Source organism: Variovorax sp. 770b2 (assembly GCF_900115685.1).
Taxonomy (GTDB): Bacteria; Pseudomonadota; Gammaproteobacteria; order Burkholderiales; family Burkholderiaceae_C; genus Variovorax.
The window spans coordinates 438,307-454,337 of sequence record NZ_FOXJ01000005.1 but is presented as its reverse complement, the minus strand read 5'-3'; the positions used below and the strand labels follow the sequence as shown (position 1 = coordinate 454,337).

Genomic DNA, 16,031 nt, shown 5'->3' with positions numbered 1-16,031 from the left:
TAGTAGATGACGCGAAACGCATCCTTGATGTCCAGCTTGGGGAAATTGAGCACGTGCACGAAGCGCCCGCTCTTCTGGTCCTGCATGGCGCGGATGCCGAGCGCGAGCTGCTCCATGAGCGTCATGTACTGCCGGTCGCCGGTGAGCTCGGTGTACTTCACCAGCGCGAGCAGGCACACCGCATTGCCGCCGAGCTTGACCTCGTTGCCGACGTCCACCAGCAGCGCCGCCTGCGTGCCGTCGGGCAGCGGCACCTGGCGGATCAGGCGCTGCGTGAGGATGCCCAGCGAGCGGTCGATGGCCGCCTTCTGCGTGGCGCTGCGCGTGAGCTCCCAGGCTTCCAGCATCGCGTAGGTGGTGCTGGCGTGGCGCAGGGTGTTGTAGGTGGGGATGGCGCGGTCGAAGCAGGGAAACCAGCCGTAGTGGAATTCGCCGGTGGGCTTGACCTGTTCGGCCAGGTAGTCGCTCGCCGAATCGATCAGCTGGCGGACCTGCCGCGCGTTCCAGTGGTCCAGCCGGCGGTAGCCCGCGGCCTGCCCTTCGGCGGTGATCGGCCAGGCGCCCTCTGCATCGACGTACACGGCGCGGGTGGTGAAGCACCAGACGGGCGCGGCATCGTCCGCGGGAAAGTCGATCTCGGCACCGAAGCGGCGCTTGGCGTGCAGGCGCAGGTTGGTGGGGTTGGGCAGCGCGTGCTCGACCTCGCCGCTGTAGAGGACCGCGGCGCCCTGCATCTCCTGCGCGAGCAGCGCGTGCTTGAAGCCTGCATCGAATGCGATGCCGAGGTTGAAATAATTGCGCTTGGTTTGCGCCAGTCGCGCCTTGAGCGCACCCCACGTCAGCGGCTCCACTTGGTCGACGATTTCCACGCGCAGGCACGTGGGCGGCCGCGCCGCGCGCTCGGCGCGTGCGCGAATCGCAGCGGCGCCTTGTTGCCACGCGATGTCGATGCTGCGTCCACTCGCCGCAATCACCGTGGCGCGGCTCGCGCCGTCGCCCAGTGCAAGGAAGATGACGTGGCCGGCCTCGTGGGAGATTTCCGGCCGCTGCGAATCGCTGCCCGGCAGCGCCTTCGACAAGGCATTGCGGGCGCTCTCCAGGAGCGTGTCGAGGTTCAAACCTGGGGGCATGGCATCCAATGCGGCGGCCGCACTTGCCACTGGCAACTGCATGCGGACACCCGCGTTCCTTCTGAAAGATCCTCTCGCCGGCTCTGTGTCCAGCGAGCTCCAAATCGACTGTTTTCTTGAGGCCGTCTGTGCGGCTGCAACGACTGGAATCGATTTTTTGCACACTGTCAACGGAAATCTCGGTGCGCGGGGCTTGCGGCGCAAGCGGCAATACGCCAGCTATTCACCGCCTCGCGAGTGGCTTAGGATGGCGCCGCCTTCCCCTTCCACTCGTAGTACGGCTCCCTATGGATTCATTGACCGCGCTCTGGGGTGACTTCCTCGTCTTCGCGGGCGTCATCTTCGGCATCCTGCGGAAAGTGCCCGATGTGTTCTGGGCCGCCCTCATCGCGGCGGCCCTGGCCCTGTGGGGCGTGAAGGTGGCCAACCGGGACAACGCGCGGCACTTCATGCGGCAACTGCGGCACGACAAGGACGAGAAGGCCGCCCAGCGGCTGGCCGACCTGCGTCGCGACGTGTACCTGCATGCGATCGACCAGTTCGTGCATGCCAGCTCCTACCTGAGCTCGCTGCCCACGGCGGACCTGAGCAAGGCCGATGCGGCCCAGCCGCTGCAGGGCTTTTTTGCGGCAGCGGCCAAGCTGCAGATGGTCTCGGAGAGCAAGACATCCGCGCTGGTGTCCGACCTCATCGGCACCTTCAGCGCGCTGCACTTCAAGCTCATCGGCGCGGCCCAGCCGATCCAGCAGGTGCTCAGCGAGATCGACTTCTACACGACGCTCTGCGAAGGCGCGCTGGCCGAACAGAAGCGCGCGCTCTCGGCCATCGACCAGTTCGCACCGTCCGGCGAGGCGGAACGCGACGAGGCCCGCCGCCGCGCGCTGGACCTCGCGCTGGACACCCAGGCGAAGTTCCTGCGGGACCACAGCGAGACGCGCCAGGCCCTGCATGTCGAGCGGCATGCGCTGCATGGCGAATTCGTCAAAAGCCTGATGCTCGGGCTGCAGGCCGTCAACACGAAGATGCAGCCGATCATGGTGGCCATCCGGCGCGAGCTGAACATCGACAACCAGATCGATGTCTACGCGGACGCCGTTTCCGAGCAGCAGGACCGCGTGGCCGGCGCGGTCGCCGAACTGATGGCGCAACTGGACGACCCGAGGCAGACGCTCCAGCGGCCCAAGGCCTCCAGCATCGAGAACCGCTGATGCGGCCGCGAGGCCGGAGCGAAGTCGGGGCGAAAGAGCCCATGAGGCCGACTGCGACTTTGCGCGAGTGTCAGAATTCATCCAATGATTCAATGAATAGGCACTCCGAGACATGCTGGCCCAAGCCCCCCGAACCTCCCTGGCGGACACCGCCGCCGACAGCATCCGCAACGAAATATCCGCAGGCCGCTGGGCCATCGGCACGCGCATTCCCATCGAGCCGCAGCTCGCCCAACTGCTGGGCGTGAGCCGCGGCACGGTGCGCGAAGCGGTCAAGACGCTGGTTTCGCGCGGACTGCTCGAAGTGCGGCAGGGCTCGGGCACCTACGTGCGCTCGGGCTACGACCCCTCCGCCAGCCTGCAGAAGATGCGCCTGGCCAGCCTGCGCGACCAGTTCGAGGTGCGCCGCGCGCTCGAGGTCGAGGCCGCGCGGCTCGCCGCGGTGCGCCACACCGCGCGCGACCTGCGCCGCCTGCACACCCTCTTGGACAAGCGCGGCGTGCCCGATGGGACGGACGGCGGCGCCGGCTTCATCGAACGCGACCTCGCGTTCCACCTGGCCATCGTCGACATCTCGGGCAACCTCGCGCTGGCCGAGACCTGCCGCTTCATCACCGGCTACATCAAGGAGACGATCGCGAGCACCATGGGCACCAGCCTGCCCGAACCCGACGAGGCCGCGCACCGCGCCATCGTCGAAGCCATCGCGAGCCGCGATCCCGAGCGGGCCGCCACCGCCGTGCGCAACTTCATGGCGCCGATGCTCAACATGCTGGCGCTGGGGACCGCATGAGCGCCGCGCCGGACCGCCCCAGGCAAGCTCGCACCGCAGTGCGAAGCACGAAGGTACTTCGATGAGCGCGATTCCCTTGAACGCCGGCACCGTGCACCGCAACCAGCCTTCGCACACCAGCACCACCGAAGAGCTGCTGATCGACGCCGAGGTCGACAGCCAGCCCCCGCCGCGCCCTACCCCCGCGCCCAGCCTCGCCCGCCGCATCCTGCTCGGTGCGAGCGTGGTGCTGATCGCGTTCAACCTGCGGCCGGTGTTCGCGAGCCTGTCGGTCGTGCTGCCGGAAATCATACAGGCCACCGGCCTCTCGGCCACGGCCGCGAGCCTGTTGACCACGCTGCCGATCCTGTGCCTGGGCGTCTTCGCGCCGCTCGCGCCCTGGCTCGGCCGGCGCTTCGGCACCGAGCGCACGCTGCTCGGCTGCATGGTGCTGATCCTGGTGGGCACGGTGCTGCGCGGCACGGGCAACATCCCGCTGCTGTTCCTGGCCTCGGCCATCGCGGGCAGCGGCATCGCGGTATCGAACGTGCTGCTGTCGGGTCTGGTGAAGCGCGACTTCGCCAGGCAGGCGGCGCTGATGATGGGGCTCTACACGATGGCGGTGTGCGGCGGCGCCGCCAGTGCCGCGGGCCTCACCGTGCCGCTCGAGCATGCACTGGGCGGCGGGTGGACCTACGCGCTCGCCATGTGGGCCGTGCCGGCCCTCCTGGTCACGCTGATCTGGGCACCGCAGGCACTGCCGCTCAAGCCGGTGGCGAGCGAGTCGGGCTTTACCGTGCAAGGCCTCTGGCGCGACCGGCTCGCGTGGCAGGTCACGCTCTTCATGGGGCTGCAGTCCGCCCTCGCCTACATCGTGATGGGCTGGCTCGCGCCGATCCTGCGCGAGCGCGGGCTCGGCGGCGAGACGGCCGGCTACGTGGTGTCGCTGTCGGTCATGACGCAGGTGCTGACCTGCCTGGTGGTGCCGGCGCTGGCCGTGAAGCTGCGCAACCAGCGCGGCCTGGGCGTGGTGCTGTCGCTGCTCACGGTGTGCGCAATGCTGGCCATGCTGTTCGCGCCGTTGGGCGGGGTATGGCTCTGGGCCGCGATGCTGGGCATCGCGCAGGGCGGCACCTTCGCGCTCGCGCTCACGATGATCGTGCTGCGCTCGCGCGATTCGCACGTCGCCGCGCACCTCTCGGGCATGGCGCAGGGCGTGGGCTACATGGTGGCCGCCTGCGGACCGCTGCTGGCCGGCTTGCTGCATGGGTGGACGGGCAGCTTCCGCGCCTCGGCATGGCTCTTCGTCGGGCTGGGCATCGCGCTGGTGATCGCCGGGCTGGGCGCGGGGCGCACGCTGTACGTGGGAGCGGTGACGGTGCCCAGGCACTGAGCGCGTCACCGCAGCGCGCTTACTGCAGGTAGCTTTCCGCGAGCAACGCCCAGTAGGCCGCGCCGATCGGCAGGTTGCTGTCGTTGAAGTCGTAGCCGGGGTTGTGCACCATGCAGCCGCCGTGCTGGCCCGGCGCGCCGTTGCCGATGAACAGGTAGCAACCGGGCTTCTTCTCCAGCATGAACGCGAAGTCTTCGCTGCCGGTCACCGCGGGGCCTTGCGGCTCCACATGGTCCCCGCCCACCAGTTCGCGGCCGATGCGGCGCGCGAACTCGGTTTCTTCGGGCGTGTTGACCAGCACCGCATAGCCCTTGCGGTAGTCGATCTGCGCTTTCACGCCAAAGCTCTCGGCCTGCGCCGTGACGATGGCCTTCAGCCGCTTTTCGAGCAGCTCGCGCACCTCGCGGTCGAGCGAGCGCACGCTGATCTCCAGCACGCAGCTTTCCGGAATCACGTTGTTGGCCTTGCCCGCGTGGATGGCGCCCACGGTCACGATCGCCATCTCCTGCGGATCGGCGTTGCGCGACACGATGGTCTGCAGCGCCATCACGATGCTCGACGCCGCCACGATGGGGTCGGCCGTGCGATGCGGCATGGCGCCGTGTCCGCCCACGCCTGTCAGCGTGACGGTGGCGTAGTCCGACGAGGCCATGGCCGCGCCTTCGCGAAACACGAGATCGCCCTGCCGCCGGCCCGGCGAGTTGTGCATGGCATAGACCGCGTCGCAGGGGTACTTCTCGAACAGGCCGTCTTCGATCATCTTCACGGCGCCGCCCATGCCCTCTTCGGCCGGCTGGAAGATCAGGTTGAGCGTGCCCGAGAACTCGCCGTGCTGCGCGAGGTACTTGGCCGCGCCGAGCAGCATCGCGGTGTGGCCGTCATGGCCGCAGGCGTGCATGATGCCGGGCCTTCCGCTGCGGTAGGCCAGGCCGGTTTTCTCCTCGATGGGCAGCGCGTCCATGTCGGCACGGATGCCGATGGCGCGCGTTCCGCCGCCGCGCTTCAGGCGCCCGACCAGACCCGTCACGCCGAGCCCGCGCTCGACTTCGTAGCCCCAGGCCGCGAGACGCTCGGCCACCAGGTCGCTGGTGCCGAACTCCTCGAAGCCGAGCTCGGGGTTCTGGTGGATCTGCTGGCGCACCGTGACGAACTCGGCGGCGTTCTTTCTCATGTACTCAAGGTAGTGCTGTGCGTTCTGCGGCATCGTGTTCTCCGAGGTTGGAGGGGAAGAATTCCTGGGGTCGATCAGGGTTGCAGCGCCATCGTGGCGGGCAGCCGCGTCCACGGCAGGTCGGCCGGGTCGGCCGCCATCGGGCCCGGCGCCTTGGCCACGAGGATGGTGCTGGCAATGGGTGCGAAGTCGGCGCGAAAATGCACCGAGCTCTTGTTGACCAGCAGCTTCATCGCCTCGGGCTCGATGCCCAGGTAGCGGAAGAACTCGCGGTCCAGCATCTGGCTCTTGCCGCTGGCCACGGCGATCCGCACGCCGTCGATCTCCAGGCAGGCACTGAGGCCGAGCGACACCGTGCCGCCGCGCGACATCGGCCCCTTGCCCTGCACTTGCCCGTCGCTGAGCGCGGTCACGGTGTAGAGGCCCTCGACGGGCGCATCGCTGAACTGGCCGCCCCACGTGGGCACCGAGGTGCCGAGCGCGATGCGGATCTGCGCGCCCACGCCGGCTTCATGCGCGGCGGCCGCGGCGGCCGGGTCGAACATCAGCCCGAGCGCGACCTTCCCCGGAAAGCGCTCGCCCGCGCCTTCGGCCAGCAGCGCACGCAGCATGCCGGTGGTGTTGCTGTCGGCGCCCGCGCCGGGGTTGTCCTGCGTGTCGGCGATGACGACCGGCCGGCTCGCGCCCTCCGCCAGCTCCAACGCCCGTGCCACGGCCACGCGCGGCGCCAGCACGTCCAGCCGCCATTGCGAGCGCGGCTGGTCGATGCGCTCGTACAGCGTGGCCACGGCCGCGCCCGCGTCGTCGCCGTAGCCCCACACCACCGGGCCGCACTCGGCAATGTCGGCGGCAGGGAAGCCCGTGGCAAAGCTCAGCACCGCGCCGTGCTTGCCGTCGAGTTCCTTCAGCAGCGCGTACACCGAGGCGGCCGGCTCGATCATGGTCGACTGCACGTTCAATGGCAGCAGGAAGCCGAGCCGCCGCACATGCAGCGGCTCGCGCGAACCGCGCGCCATGCGGCGCTCCAGCAGCGTCGCTGCGAGCCGGCCCGTGTCGGCCATGTCGATGTGCGGGTAGGTGCGATAGGTGGCCAGCGCATCGGCCTCGGCCAGCATTTGCGCCGTGATGTTGCCGTGCAGGTCCAGGCTCGCGACGATGGGCACGTCGGGCCCGACCAGGAGGCGGATGCGCGCGATCAGTTCGCCCTCGGGGTCTTCCAGGTGCTCGGTCACGGCCGCGCCGTGCAGGTCGAGGTAGACCGCGTCGATGCCGCCGTCGGCCAGCGCGGCGGCCAGGTCTTCGGTGATGGCGGCCGAGATGCGCTCGAAAGCGTCTTCGGTCACGTGCGCCGAGGGCGTGGCGCCGGCCCAGGCCGATGGCACCAGCGACCATCCCTTCTCGCGCGCTGCGTCGATGAAGCCGCCGACGGGAATGTTCCTGCCCGCATACGCCTCGATGATCGCGGCGCCGCGCCGGTACGGCGGGAAGCTCGCGCCCGCGTTGAACGCGGCCCAGTCCGCCTTGCTGGGTGCGAAGGTGTTGGTCTCGTGCTGGAAACCGGCGATGAAGACTTTCATGGATTCCTTTTTGGATGTGACGTGGGAACGAAGAAATTTCAGCTGCGCGCAAATGCGAAATCGCGCCCCGGCGCTGCCGCCAGGAGTTTGCGCGTGTAGTCGTGCCGGGGAGCGAAGAACACGTCGCGCACTGAGCCACGCTCCACGATTTCGCCCTGGCTCATGACGATCACGCTGTCGCAGATCTGGCTGGCCACGCGCAGGTCGTGGGTGATGAAAAGAATGCCGATCTTCAGGCGCTGCTGGATCTCGTCCAGCAGCCTCAATATCTGCGCCTGCACCGACACGTCCAGCGCCGACACCGCCTCGTCGGCGATCAGCACCTGCGGGTCGCAGGCCAGCGCGCGCGCAATCGAGATGCGCTGGCGCTGCCCACCCGAGAACTCGCTCGGGTAGCGCCGCAACGCATCGGGCGACAGCCGCACCAGCCGCATCAGCTCTTCGGCGCGCGCCCAGGCCTTGTCGTGCGGCATGCCGAAATTGACCGGCCCTTCGATGATCGACGCACCCACGGTCTGGCGCGGGTTGAGCGAGCGGTACGGGTCCTGGAAGATCACCTGCACCGTGCGCCGGAACGGCGACAGCGCGCGCCCCTTCGCATGCGCGACCGAACGGCCATCGGCAAAGATGTCGCCCGAGGTCGGGTCGATCAGCCGCGCGATGCAGCGCGCCACCGTCGACTTGCCCGAGCCCGATTCGCCGACGATGCCCACGGTCTCGCCGGGCCGCACCGCGAGCGACACATCGCGCGCCGCCTTCACCGTGCGGCGCTTGCCGGGCCAACTGCCCGTGACATAGGTCTTGCAGATGTCCACGGCGCTCAGCAGCGGGTAGGCGTCCGCGACCGGCGGGCGCTTGTGCGCGGAAAGCTCGGGCACCGCATCGAGCAGCATCTTCGTGTAGGGCTCGCGCGGCGCGGTGAGCACCGCCATCTTGTCGCCCTTCTCGATCATGGCACCGAGCTGCAGCACCACCACCTCGTCGGCAATCTCGGCCACCACGCCGAAGTCGTGCGTGATGAAGAGCACGGCCGTGCCGTTCTCGGTCTGCAGCTCCAGGATGAGCTTGAGGATCTCCGCCTGCGTCGTCACGTCCAGCGCGGTGGTCGGCTCGTCGCAGATCAGCAGCGCGGGCTTGAGGATCAGCGCCATCGCGATCACGATGCGCTGGCGTTGCCCGCCCGAGAGCTGGTGCGGGTACGAGGCAAAGATGCGCTCGGGCTCCGGCAGCCGCACGCGCCCCATGATGGCCAGGATCTTCCGCCGCCGTTCGGCCGCGCCCATGCGCACGTGCTGCGCCAGCATTTCGTCGATCTGCGCGCCGCAGGTCATGACGGGGTTGAGCGCGGTCATCGGCTCCTGGAACACCATCGCCATCGACGGGCCGCGCAACTGCCGCAGGCGCGACGCCGGCGCGGCAAGCAGGTTCTCGCCCTGCAATTCGATGGCGCCGCGCACCGGCACGAGGCCCGAAGGCAGCAGCCCCATCACCGCGTTGGCAATGACCGACTTGCCCGAGCCCGATTCGCCGAGCAGGCAGACGATCCTGCCGGGCGGCACGTCGAAGGAAACCTTGTCGACCGCGTGCGGCCGGTCGCCGCCGCGCGGCAGTGCGATGGCGAGGTCGCGAACTGAAAGTACGGGGGCCTGGGTCATGGTCAGCCTCCGCGCTTGTTGAACTTGGGGTCGAGCGTGTCGCGCAGCCCGTCGCCCAGGATGTTCACGGCCAGCACGGTGAGCGCCAGGAAGATGCCCGGGAACAGCACGTTGTGCGGGTACTGGTTGAACTGCGCGCGGCCCTCCGCCATGATGTTTCCCCAGGTCGCCATGTCCGCCGGCAGGCCCACGCCGAGGAAGGACAGGATGGCCTCCACCAGGATCGCCGAGGCGCACACGTAGGTCGCCTGGATGATCAGCGGCGCAATGGCATTGGGCAGGATGTGCCGCGTGAGGATCTTCCAGGTGGGTGTGTCCAGCGCAATGGCCGCCTCCACATACGGCTCTTCGCGCACGGTGAGCACCACCGAGCGCACCAGCCGCGCCACGCGCGGAATCTCGGGCACCGCGATGGCCACCACCACGGTGAGCAGCGTGCCGCCGAACAGCGCCACCAGACTGATCGCGAACAGGATGCCGGGGATGGCCATCACGCCGTCCATCAGCCGCATGATCACGCCGTCGATGCGGCGAAAGTACCCGCCCAGCAGCCCGACGAACATGCCCAACGCCACGGCGAGCGCAGCCACCGCGATGCCGACCGTGAGCGACACGCGCGCGCCGTAGAGCGTGCGGCTCCAGATGTCGCGCCCCAGGCTGTCCGTGCCCATGATGAACAGATGCTCGAAGGTGTCGCCGGCCAGGCTGTTGAACTCGCCGCGCGTGCCGGGCAGGAGGTTGCCGCTGCCGGGATCGATGGCCGTGGGGTCGATGGTGCCCAGCCACGGCGCCAGCAGCGACATCAGGACCAGGAAAAGCAGCACGCTGCCGCCCACGCGCACCGACCAGTCGGCCAGGATGCGCCTGAGCAGCGAGCGGCGCCTGGGCGGCGCCAGCGGCTCGACGGCGATGTCCGTCGCAGCCGTTGCAACCGCAAGCGGAAGGGTCGAATCGGTCATGGTGTTTTCGTTCACTTCGTTCAATAGCGGATGCGTGGATCGAACACCAGGTAGCTCACATCGATCAGCAGATTGATGAGCACGTAGATGACGGAGAAGAACAGCGTGATGCCCTGGATCAACGGAAAGTCGCGCGACAGCACCGCATCGACCGTGAGCTGCCCGAGCCCCGGAATGGCGAACACCGTTTCGGTGACCACCACGCCGCCGATCAGGAGCGCGATGCCGATACCGATGACCGTGACGATGGGAATGGCCGCATTGGCGAGCGCGTGGCGCATCAGCAGCCGTGTTTCCGAGACGCCCTTGGCGCGCGCGGTGCGGATGTAGTCCTCGGTCATCGCCTCGGCCACGGCCGCGCGCGTGACACGCGCGATCAGCGCCACGTAGATGATCGACAGCGTGATCGACGGCAGGATCAGGTGCTTGATCCACAGCAAGGGCCCCTGGCTCAGCCGCTGGTAGCCCTGCACCGGGAGCCACTGCAGGTGCAGCGCGAAGACCCAGATGAGCACGTAGCCGATCACGAAGGCCGGTATGGAAAAGCCCATGACCGAGAAGCCCATGAGCATGCGGTCGAGCCAGCCGCCGTGGCGCCACGCGGCGACGACGCCGAGCGGCACCGCGATGAGGATGGTTGCCACCAGCGTCACCGCCGCGAGCGACACGGTGGCCTCGATGCGCTGGCCGATCAGCTCCACCACCGTCTTCTTCATGAAGTACGACTCGCCCAGGTTGCCCTGCAGCAGTTGCGCGCTCCAGTGGAAGAACTGCACCGGCAGCGACTCGTTGAGCCCCAGCTGCTCGCGCACCCGGGCGATGTTCTCGCTGGTGCCGCTGTCGCCCACGATGGCGGCGGCCGGATCGCCGGGCGCGAGCCGCAGCATCAGGAACACGATCAGCGCGACGATGACGAGCACCGGCACGGTCGAGAGAATGCGGCGTGCAAGAAAGAGCAGCATGGGTGACTCCCTGATTCCAGCCGTCTCAGTTCTTCTTCAGGTTCCAGAACACGCCGACCGGCGAGCGCACCAGGCCGCTCACCACGCCTTTGCGGTAGGCCGTGAGCGGCTTGTATTCGCCGATGGGCGCATAGATGCCGGTGTCGTACACGCGCTGCTGGATGGCGGTGGCCAGTTCCTTGCGCCTGGGTTCGTCGGCGCTCGCGAGGAAGTCGGACTTCAGTTGTTCCAGCTTGTCGTCGGTGGCCCAGCCGAACCAGCCCTTCTCGCCATTGCCGGTGAGCGGCGCGAAGAACATCGGGTTCATGTTGTCGGCAATGCCCCAGCCGGTGATGAAGAGGTTCCAGCCGCCCTTGTCGACCGGGTCTTTCTTGGCGCGGCGCGTGACCAGCGTGGGCCAGTCCATCGACTGCATGTCGACGTTGAAGCCGGCCTGCTTGAGCAGTTGCGCCATCACCGGCGGAAACTTGTTGAGCACCGCGAAGTCGGCCGGGTACATCAGCACCACGGGCTTGCCGTCATAGCCTGCCTCCTTGAGCAGCGCCTTGGCTTTCTCGAACTGCGGCTTGCCGGTGAAGTAGCCGGTCTTGTCGGACGCGAAGGCCGAGCCGCAGGGGTAGATGGAGGCGCAGCCGTTGTACAGCTCCTTGTGCACCAGTTGGGCGCGCATCAGCGCCTCCTGGTTGATGGCCATGAAGGCAGCCTGCGCGATCTTCGGGTTGTCGAAAGGCGGAATCAGGTGGTTCAGGTGCAGCGCGAACGAGCCCTTGGAGACGGGGCTGTCCAGCGTGACGGCGGGGTTGTTCTTGAGCGCGGTGTACTGCTCCGAGGGCACCCACTCGATCATGTCGACCTCGCCGTTGGCCAGCGCATTGGCTTGCGTCTGCGCGTCCTTCAGCACGATCCATTCCATGCGGTCGACGTACACGTTCTTGCCCCCGGCCGTGCCGGAAGGCGCCTCGGTGCGCGGCACGTACTTGGTGTTCTTCAGGTAGACGATCTTTTCGCCGGGCCGGTATTCGTCCTTCTTGAAGATGTAGGGACCGGAGCCGGTGGCGTCGTCGATCTGCTTGTCGGCCGGCGTGGCGGCCACGCGCGCCGGCATGATGAAGGGCGGGTTCGACGAAGGCTTGCTCAGCGCATCCAGCACCATGCCGAAGGGCTCCTTGAAGACCAGCCTGAAGCTGTTGGCATCGACGGGCTCGGCCTTGTCCAGCGCGGTGAACATCTTCTGGCCCAGGCCGTCGCGCTGGCCCCATCGCTTGAGCGAGGCGAGCACGTCTTCGGAGGTGACCGGCTTGCCGTCATGAAAGGCCAGGCCCTTGCGCAGCGTGAAGCTCCAGGTCTTGCCGTCGGGACTGGTCGTGTATTTGTCGACCATCTGCGGATGCACCTTGCCTTCTGCGTCCACGCCGAAGAGCGTGTCGTAGACCATGTAGCCGTGGTTGCGCGTGATGAAGGCGGTGGTCCAGATCGGGTCGAGGATCTTCAGGTCGGACTGCGGCACCAGGCGCAGCACCTTGCCGGCATCCTGCGCAAGGCTGGATGCCGCAGCGGCCGCGAACACCGCGCCTGCGAGGATGGTTTTCATCAGGTTTCTCTTGGACAGCATGTCGGTTCTCCGGTTGAAAAAAGAAAGAAGGAATGCAAGGCTTCGGCCACGCGCAGGCACTGCCATGGCAAAGCCGATGACCGTGGTGCGCGAGGCGTTCGAAATGGAAGTCATGACAACAAGGCTCCAGAAGCGAACAAGGGCAGCCCGCGCCGTGGCGCGAGTGCCCTTGCTGTCCTTTGGCCTGAGAGATTCACCATGCACGCTCATCGCGCATGGCTTGCCCCTTCGGCGGCTGCCCTCGGAACCTCTGCCGGTTCCGGGCAACGCTCTCCAGCGTTAGTAAATATCCAGTCTTGGGACCTGAGCGTTCTGGGCTATCGCCTTCGGTAATGCACTAACTCGAAGCATCGAGCCGGCATTTCTCCTGGATGGCTTTCCTTCAAGCAGATTGCGTGCCACTCGGCCCCGCATTCGATGAGGTAAAACCTCGCCTCGTGAACACCACCCCCTCGCACTCCCCCGTCCTCCGCCTTCAGGACATCGTCTTCGCCTACCCCGACCAGCCCGCCATCGCCTCCGGCTGGAACGCCTCCATCGGCCCCGGCGTCACGCTGCTCTACGGCGATACGGGCGCCGGCAAGTCGGCGCTGCTCCAGGTGATCGCGGGCGTGCTGCCCGCGGCAAAGGGCCAATTGACGGTCGCCGGCACGCGCCTGGACGCCTCGCCCGAGGCCTACCGCCGCAACGTGTTCTTCGTCGACCCGGCCACGGACCGCTTCGACCAGGTCACCGCGCGAGCTTGCACGGCAACCCTGCGCGAGGGCGACGCCCGCTTCGACGAAGACCTCTGGCAGGCCCTGGTGGAGGGCTTTTCCCTCCCGCCGCACATCGACAAGCCGATGTACATGCTCTCCACGGGCTCCAGGCGCAAGGTGTGGCTGGCCGCTGCCCTCGCCTCGGGGCGCCCGCTGGTGCTGCTGGACGAGCCGACGGCCGCCCTTGACGCCGGCTCGGTCCGCGCCCTGTGGGGTGCCCTGGCCGACTTGGCAGAGCAGCCCGGCCGGGCCTTCGTCGTCGCCAGCGCCGCGCGGATCGACGAGGTGCCGCTGGCCGCCACCATCGAGCTTCCGCTGCATTGACAGAGCCTCGCGCGGGGAGATAACCCCGGCGGCTGTCCGGGCGGGTCGCCGCCCGGCGACAATCGCGGATTCCGGCGGTCAGATCCCGCCGGAGTCTCCGCCGGAAGTTCCCGCCACCCCGACCCCCTCAGCTTTACGGAAGCAAGCGCATGAGCACGAAGCAACCCACCATCGTCTACACCCTCACCGACGAGGCGCCCCTCCTGGCGACCTACGCCTTCCTGCCCATCGTGCGCGCCTTCACGGCCCCGGCCGGCATCGACGTCACCACCAGCGACATCTCGGTGGCCGCCCGCGTCCTGGGCGAGTTCCCCGAATTCCTGAGCGACGCGCAGAAGGTGCCCGACAACCTGGCCGAACTGGGCAAGCTCACGCTCAAGCCCGAGGCCAACATCATCAAGCTGCCCAACATCAGCGCCTCGGTGTCCCAGCTCAAGTCGGCCATCAAGGAGCTGCAGGACAAGGGCTACAAGATCCCCGACTACCCCGAGAACCCGACCACGGACGAGGACAAGGACATCCGCACGCGCTACAACAAGTGCACCGGCAGCGCGGTGAACCCGGTGCTGCGCGAGGGCAACTCCGACCGCCGCGCGCCCAACGCGGTGAAGGAATACGCCCGCAAGAACCCGCACAGCATGGCCGACTGGAGCCAGGCCTCGCGCTCGCACGTCTCGCACATGCACGGCGGCGACTTCTATCACGGCGAAAAGTCCATGACCCTGGACCGCGCGCGCAACGTCAAGATGGAACTCTTGACCAAGAGCGGCAAGACCGTCGTGCTCAAGTCCAAGGTGGCGCTGCTGGACCGCGAGGTCATCGACTCCATGTTCATGAGCAAGAAGGCGCTGCTGGCCTTCTATGAAAAGGAGATCGAGGACGCGCACAAGACCGGTGTCATGTTCTCGCTGCACGTCAAAGCCACGATGATGAAGGTCTCGCACCCCATCGTGTTCGGCCACTGCGTGAAGATCTTCTACAAGGAAGCCTTCGAGAAACACGGCAAGCTGTTCGACGAGCTGGGCATCAACGTGAACAACGGCATGGTCGATCTCTACAACAAGATCGCCACGCTGCCCCAGAGCACGCAGGACGAGATCAAGCGCGACCTGCACGCCTGCCACGAGCACCGCCCCGAACTGGCCATGGTCGACTCGGCCAAGGGCATCACCAATTTCCATTCGCCCAACGACGTGATCGTGGACGCATCGATGCCCGCGATGATCCGCAACGGCGGCAAGATGTGGGGCGCCGACGGCCGCCTGAAGGACGTGAAGGCCGTGATGCCCGAATCGACCTTCGCCCGCATCTACCAGGAGATCATCAACTTCTGCAAGTGGCATGGCGCCTTCGACCCCAAGACCATGGGCACCGTGCCCAACGTCGGCCTCATGGCCCAGAAGGCCGAGGAATACGGCTCGCACGACAAGACCTTCGAGATCCCCGAAGACGGCGTTGCCAACATCACCGACCTGGACACCGGCGAAGTGCTGATGAGCGAGGACGTGGAGCAGGGCGACATCTGGCGCATGTGCCAGGTCAAGGACGCCGCGATCCGCGACTGGGTGAAGCTGGCCGTCACGCGCGCGCGCAACTCGGGCATGCCGGTGGTGTTCTGGCTGGACGCCTACCGCCCGCACGAGGCGCAGCTGATCACCAAGGTCAAGATGTACCTGCACGAGCACAACACCTCGGGCCTGGACATCCAGATCATGAGCCAGGTGCGCGCCATGCGCTATACGCTGGAGCGCGTCGTGCGCGGCCTGGACACCATCAGCGCCACCGGCAACATCCTGCGCGACTACCTCACCGACCTGTTCCCCATCATGGAACTGGGCACCTCGGCCAAGATGCTGTCCATCGTGCCGCTCATGGCCGGCGGCGGCCTCTACGAAACCGGCGCGGGCGGCTCGGCCCCCAAGCACGTGCAGCAGCTGGTCGAAGAGAACCACCTGCGCTGGGATTCGCTGGGCGAATTCCTCGCGCTGGCCGTGAGCCTGGAAGACCTGGGCCTGAAGACCGGCAACGCGCAGGCCAAGATCCTGGCCAAGACGCTCGACGCCGCCACCGGCAAGCTCCTGGACAACAACAAGAACCCGTCGCCCAAGACCGGCCAGCTGGACAACCGCGGCAGCCAGTTCTACCTGGCCATGTACTGGGCGCAGGAACTGGCCGCGCAGACCGACGACACGGCACTGCAATCCAAGTTCAAGAAGCTGGCCGAGACGCTGGGCGCCAACGAAAAGAAGATCGTCGACGAACTCGCCGCCGTGCAGGGCAAGCCGGTGGACATCGGCGGCTACTACCTGGCCGACCCGGTCAAGTTCGAGACCGTGATGCGCCCGAGCGCGACGCTGAACTCGGTGCTGGCGGCGGCGCAAGCCTGATGAGGAAACGGGCAGCCTTCGCGCTTCATTGCTGAAGCCGGATGCATGCCTCGACAACGGCCTGCCGCAAATGCGGCAGGCCGTTGTCATTTGCGGGTCCACCGTCGACGCCCTGAAGAACCC

The 16,031-nt window shown here is 67.3% G+C and carries 11 protein-coding genes, 1 pseudogene and 1 riboswitch; of the genes and pseudogenes, 5 read left to right on the top strand and 7 right to left on the bottom strand.

The window, feature by feature from the left end; genetic code table 11:
- Positions 1–1,130 (bottom strand): annotated as a pseudogene (locus BM133_RS26075) (Mur ligase); the annotation flags it as partial.
- Between the two features lie 287 nt (positions 1,131–1,417).
- On the opposite strand from BM133_RS26075, the gene BM133_RS26070 reads away from it, so the two are divergent.
- The 3 genes from BM133_RS26070 (at position 1,418) to BM133_RS26060 (ending at position 4,503) form a co-directional block, all read left to right on the top strand.
- A complete protein-coding gene (locus BM133_RS26070) occupies positions 1,418–2,338 on the top strand; it encodes a hypothetical protein (RefSeq protein WP_093440353.1) in 921 nt (306 codons plus the stop codon).
- A gap of 112 nt (positions 2,339–2,450) precedes the next feature.
- The gene (locus BM133_RS26065) at positions 2,451–3,131 is read left to right on the top strand and encodes a FadR/GntR family transcriptional regulator (RefSeq protein ID WP_093440351.1); all 681 of its coding nucleotides are present in this window, start codon (positions 2,451–2,453) and stop codon (positions 3,129–3,131) included.
- Between the two features lie 61 nt (positions 3,132–3,192).
- A complete protein-coding gene (locus tag BM133_RS26060; RefSeq protein WP_177224943.1) occupies positions 3,193–4,503 on the top strand; it encodes a CynX/NimT family MFS transporter in 1,311 nt (436 codons plus the stop codon).
- A 19-nt stretch (positions 4,504–4,522) separates the two neighbouring features.
- On the opposite strand, the gene BM133_RS26055 is transcribed toward BM133_RS26060, so the two are convergent.
- The 6 genes from BM133_RS26055 to BM133_RS26030 all read right to left on the bottom strand — a co-directional run bounded on the left by BM133_RS26055 (position 4,523) and on the right by BM133_RS26030 (position 12,418).
- Entirely contained in the window at positions 4,523–5,674 is a 1,152-nt protein-coding gene (locus tag BM133_RS26055) for a M20 aminoacylase family protein (protein ID WP_371286359.1), read from the bottom strand.
- A 74-nt stretch (positions 5,675–5,748) separates the two neighbouring features.
- Entirely contained in the window at positions 5,749–7,251 is a 1,503-nt protein-coding gene (locus BM133_RS26050) for a M81 family metallopeptidase (protein WP_093440346.1), read from the bottom strand.
- Positions 7,252–7,289: 38 nt separating this feature from the next.
- Positions 7,290–8,906: a dipeptide ABC transporter ATP-binding protein gene (locus BM133_RS26045; RefSeq protein WP_177224942.1), complete on the bottom strand. Its 1,617-nt coding sequence runs from the start codon at positions 8,904–8,906 to the stop codon at positions 7,290–7,292.
- 2 nt (positions 8,907–8,908) lie between these two features.
- Complete coding sequence (locus tag BM133_RS26040) at positions 8,909–9,865, bottom strand: ABC transporter permease (RefSeq protein ID WP_093440414.1); 957 nt, start codon at positions 9,863–9,865, stop codon at positions 8,909–8,911.
- A gap of 20 nt (positions 9,866–9,885) precedes the next feature.
- On the bottom strand, positions 9,886–10,827 hold the full coding sequence (locus BM133_RS26035; RefSeq protein WP_093440343.1) for an ABC transporter permease: 942 nt from the start codon (positions 10,825–10,827) through the stop codon (positions 9,886–9,888).
- A gap of 25 nt (positions 10,828–10,852) precedes the next feature.
- A complete protein-coding gene (locus BM133_RS26030) occupies positions 10,853–12,418 on the bottom strand; it encodes an ABC transporter substrate-binding protein (protein WP_256219357.1) in 1,566 nt (521 codons plus the stop codon).
- A gap of 183 nt (positions 12,419–12,601) precedes the next feature.
- Positions 12,602–12,726: riboswitch (glycine riboswitch) on the bottom strand.
- A 150-nt stretch (positions 12,727–12,876) separates the two neighbouring features.
- On the opposite strand from BM133_RS26030, the gene BM133_RS26025 reads away from it, so the two are divergent.
- Positions 12,877–13,521 (top strand): ABC transporter ATP-binding protein, encoded by a 645-nt coding sequence (locus BM133_RS26025; RefSeq protein WP_093440341.1) that lies wholly within the window; start codon positions 12,877–12,879, stop codon positions 13,519–13,521.
- Positions 13,522–13,670: 149 nt separating this feature from the next.
- Positions 13,671–15,908 (top strand): NADP-dependent isocitrate dehydrogenase, encoded by a 2,238-nt coding sequence (locus tag BM133_RS26020; RefSeq protein ID WP_093440339.1) that lies wholly within the window; start codon positions 13,671–13,673, stop codon positions 15,906–15,908.
- The last annotated feature ends 123 nt before the right edge of the window (positions 15,909–16,031 follow it).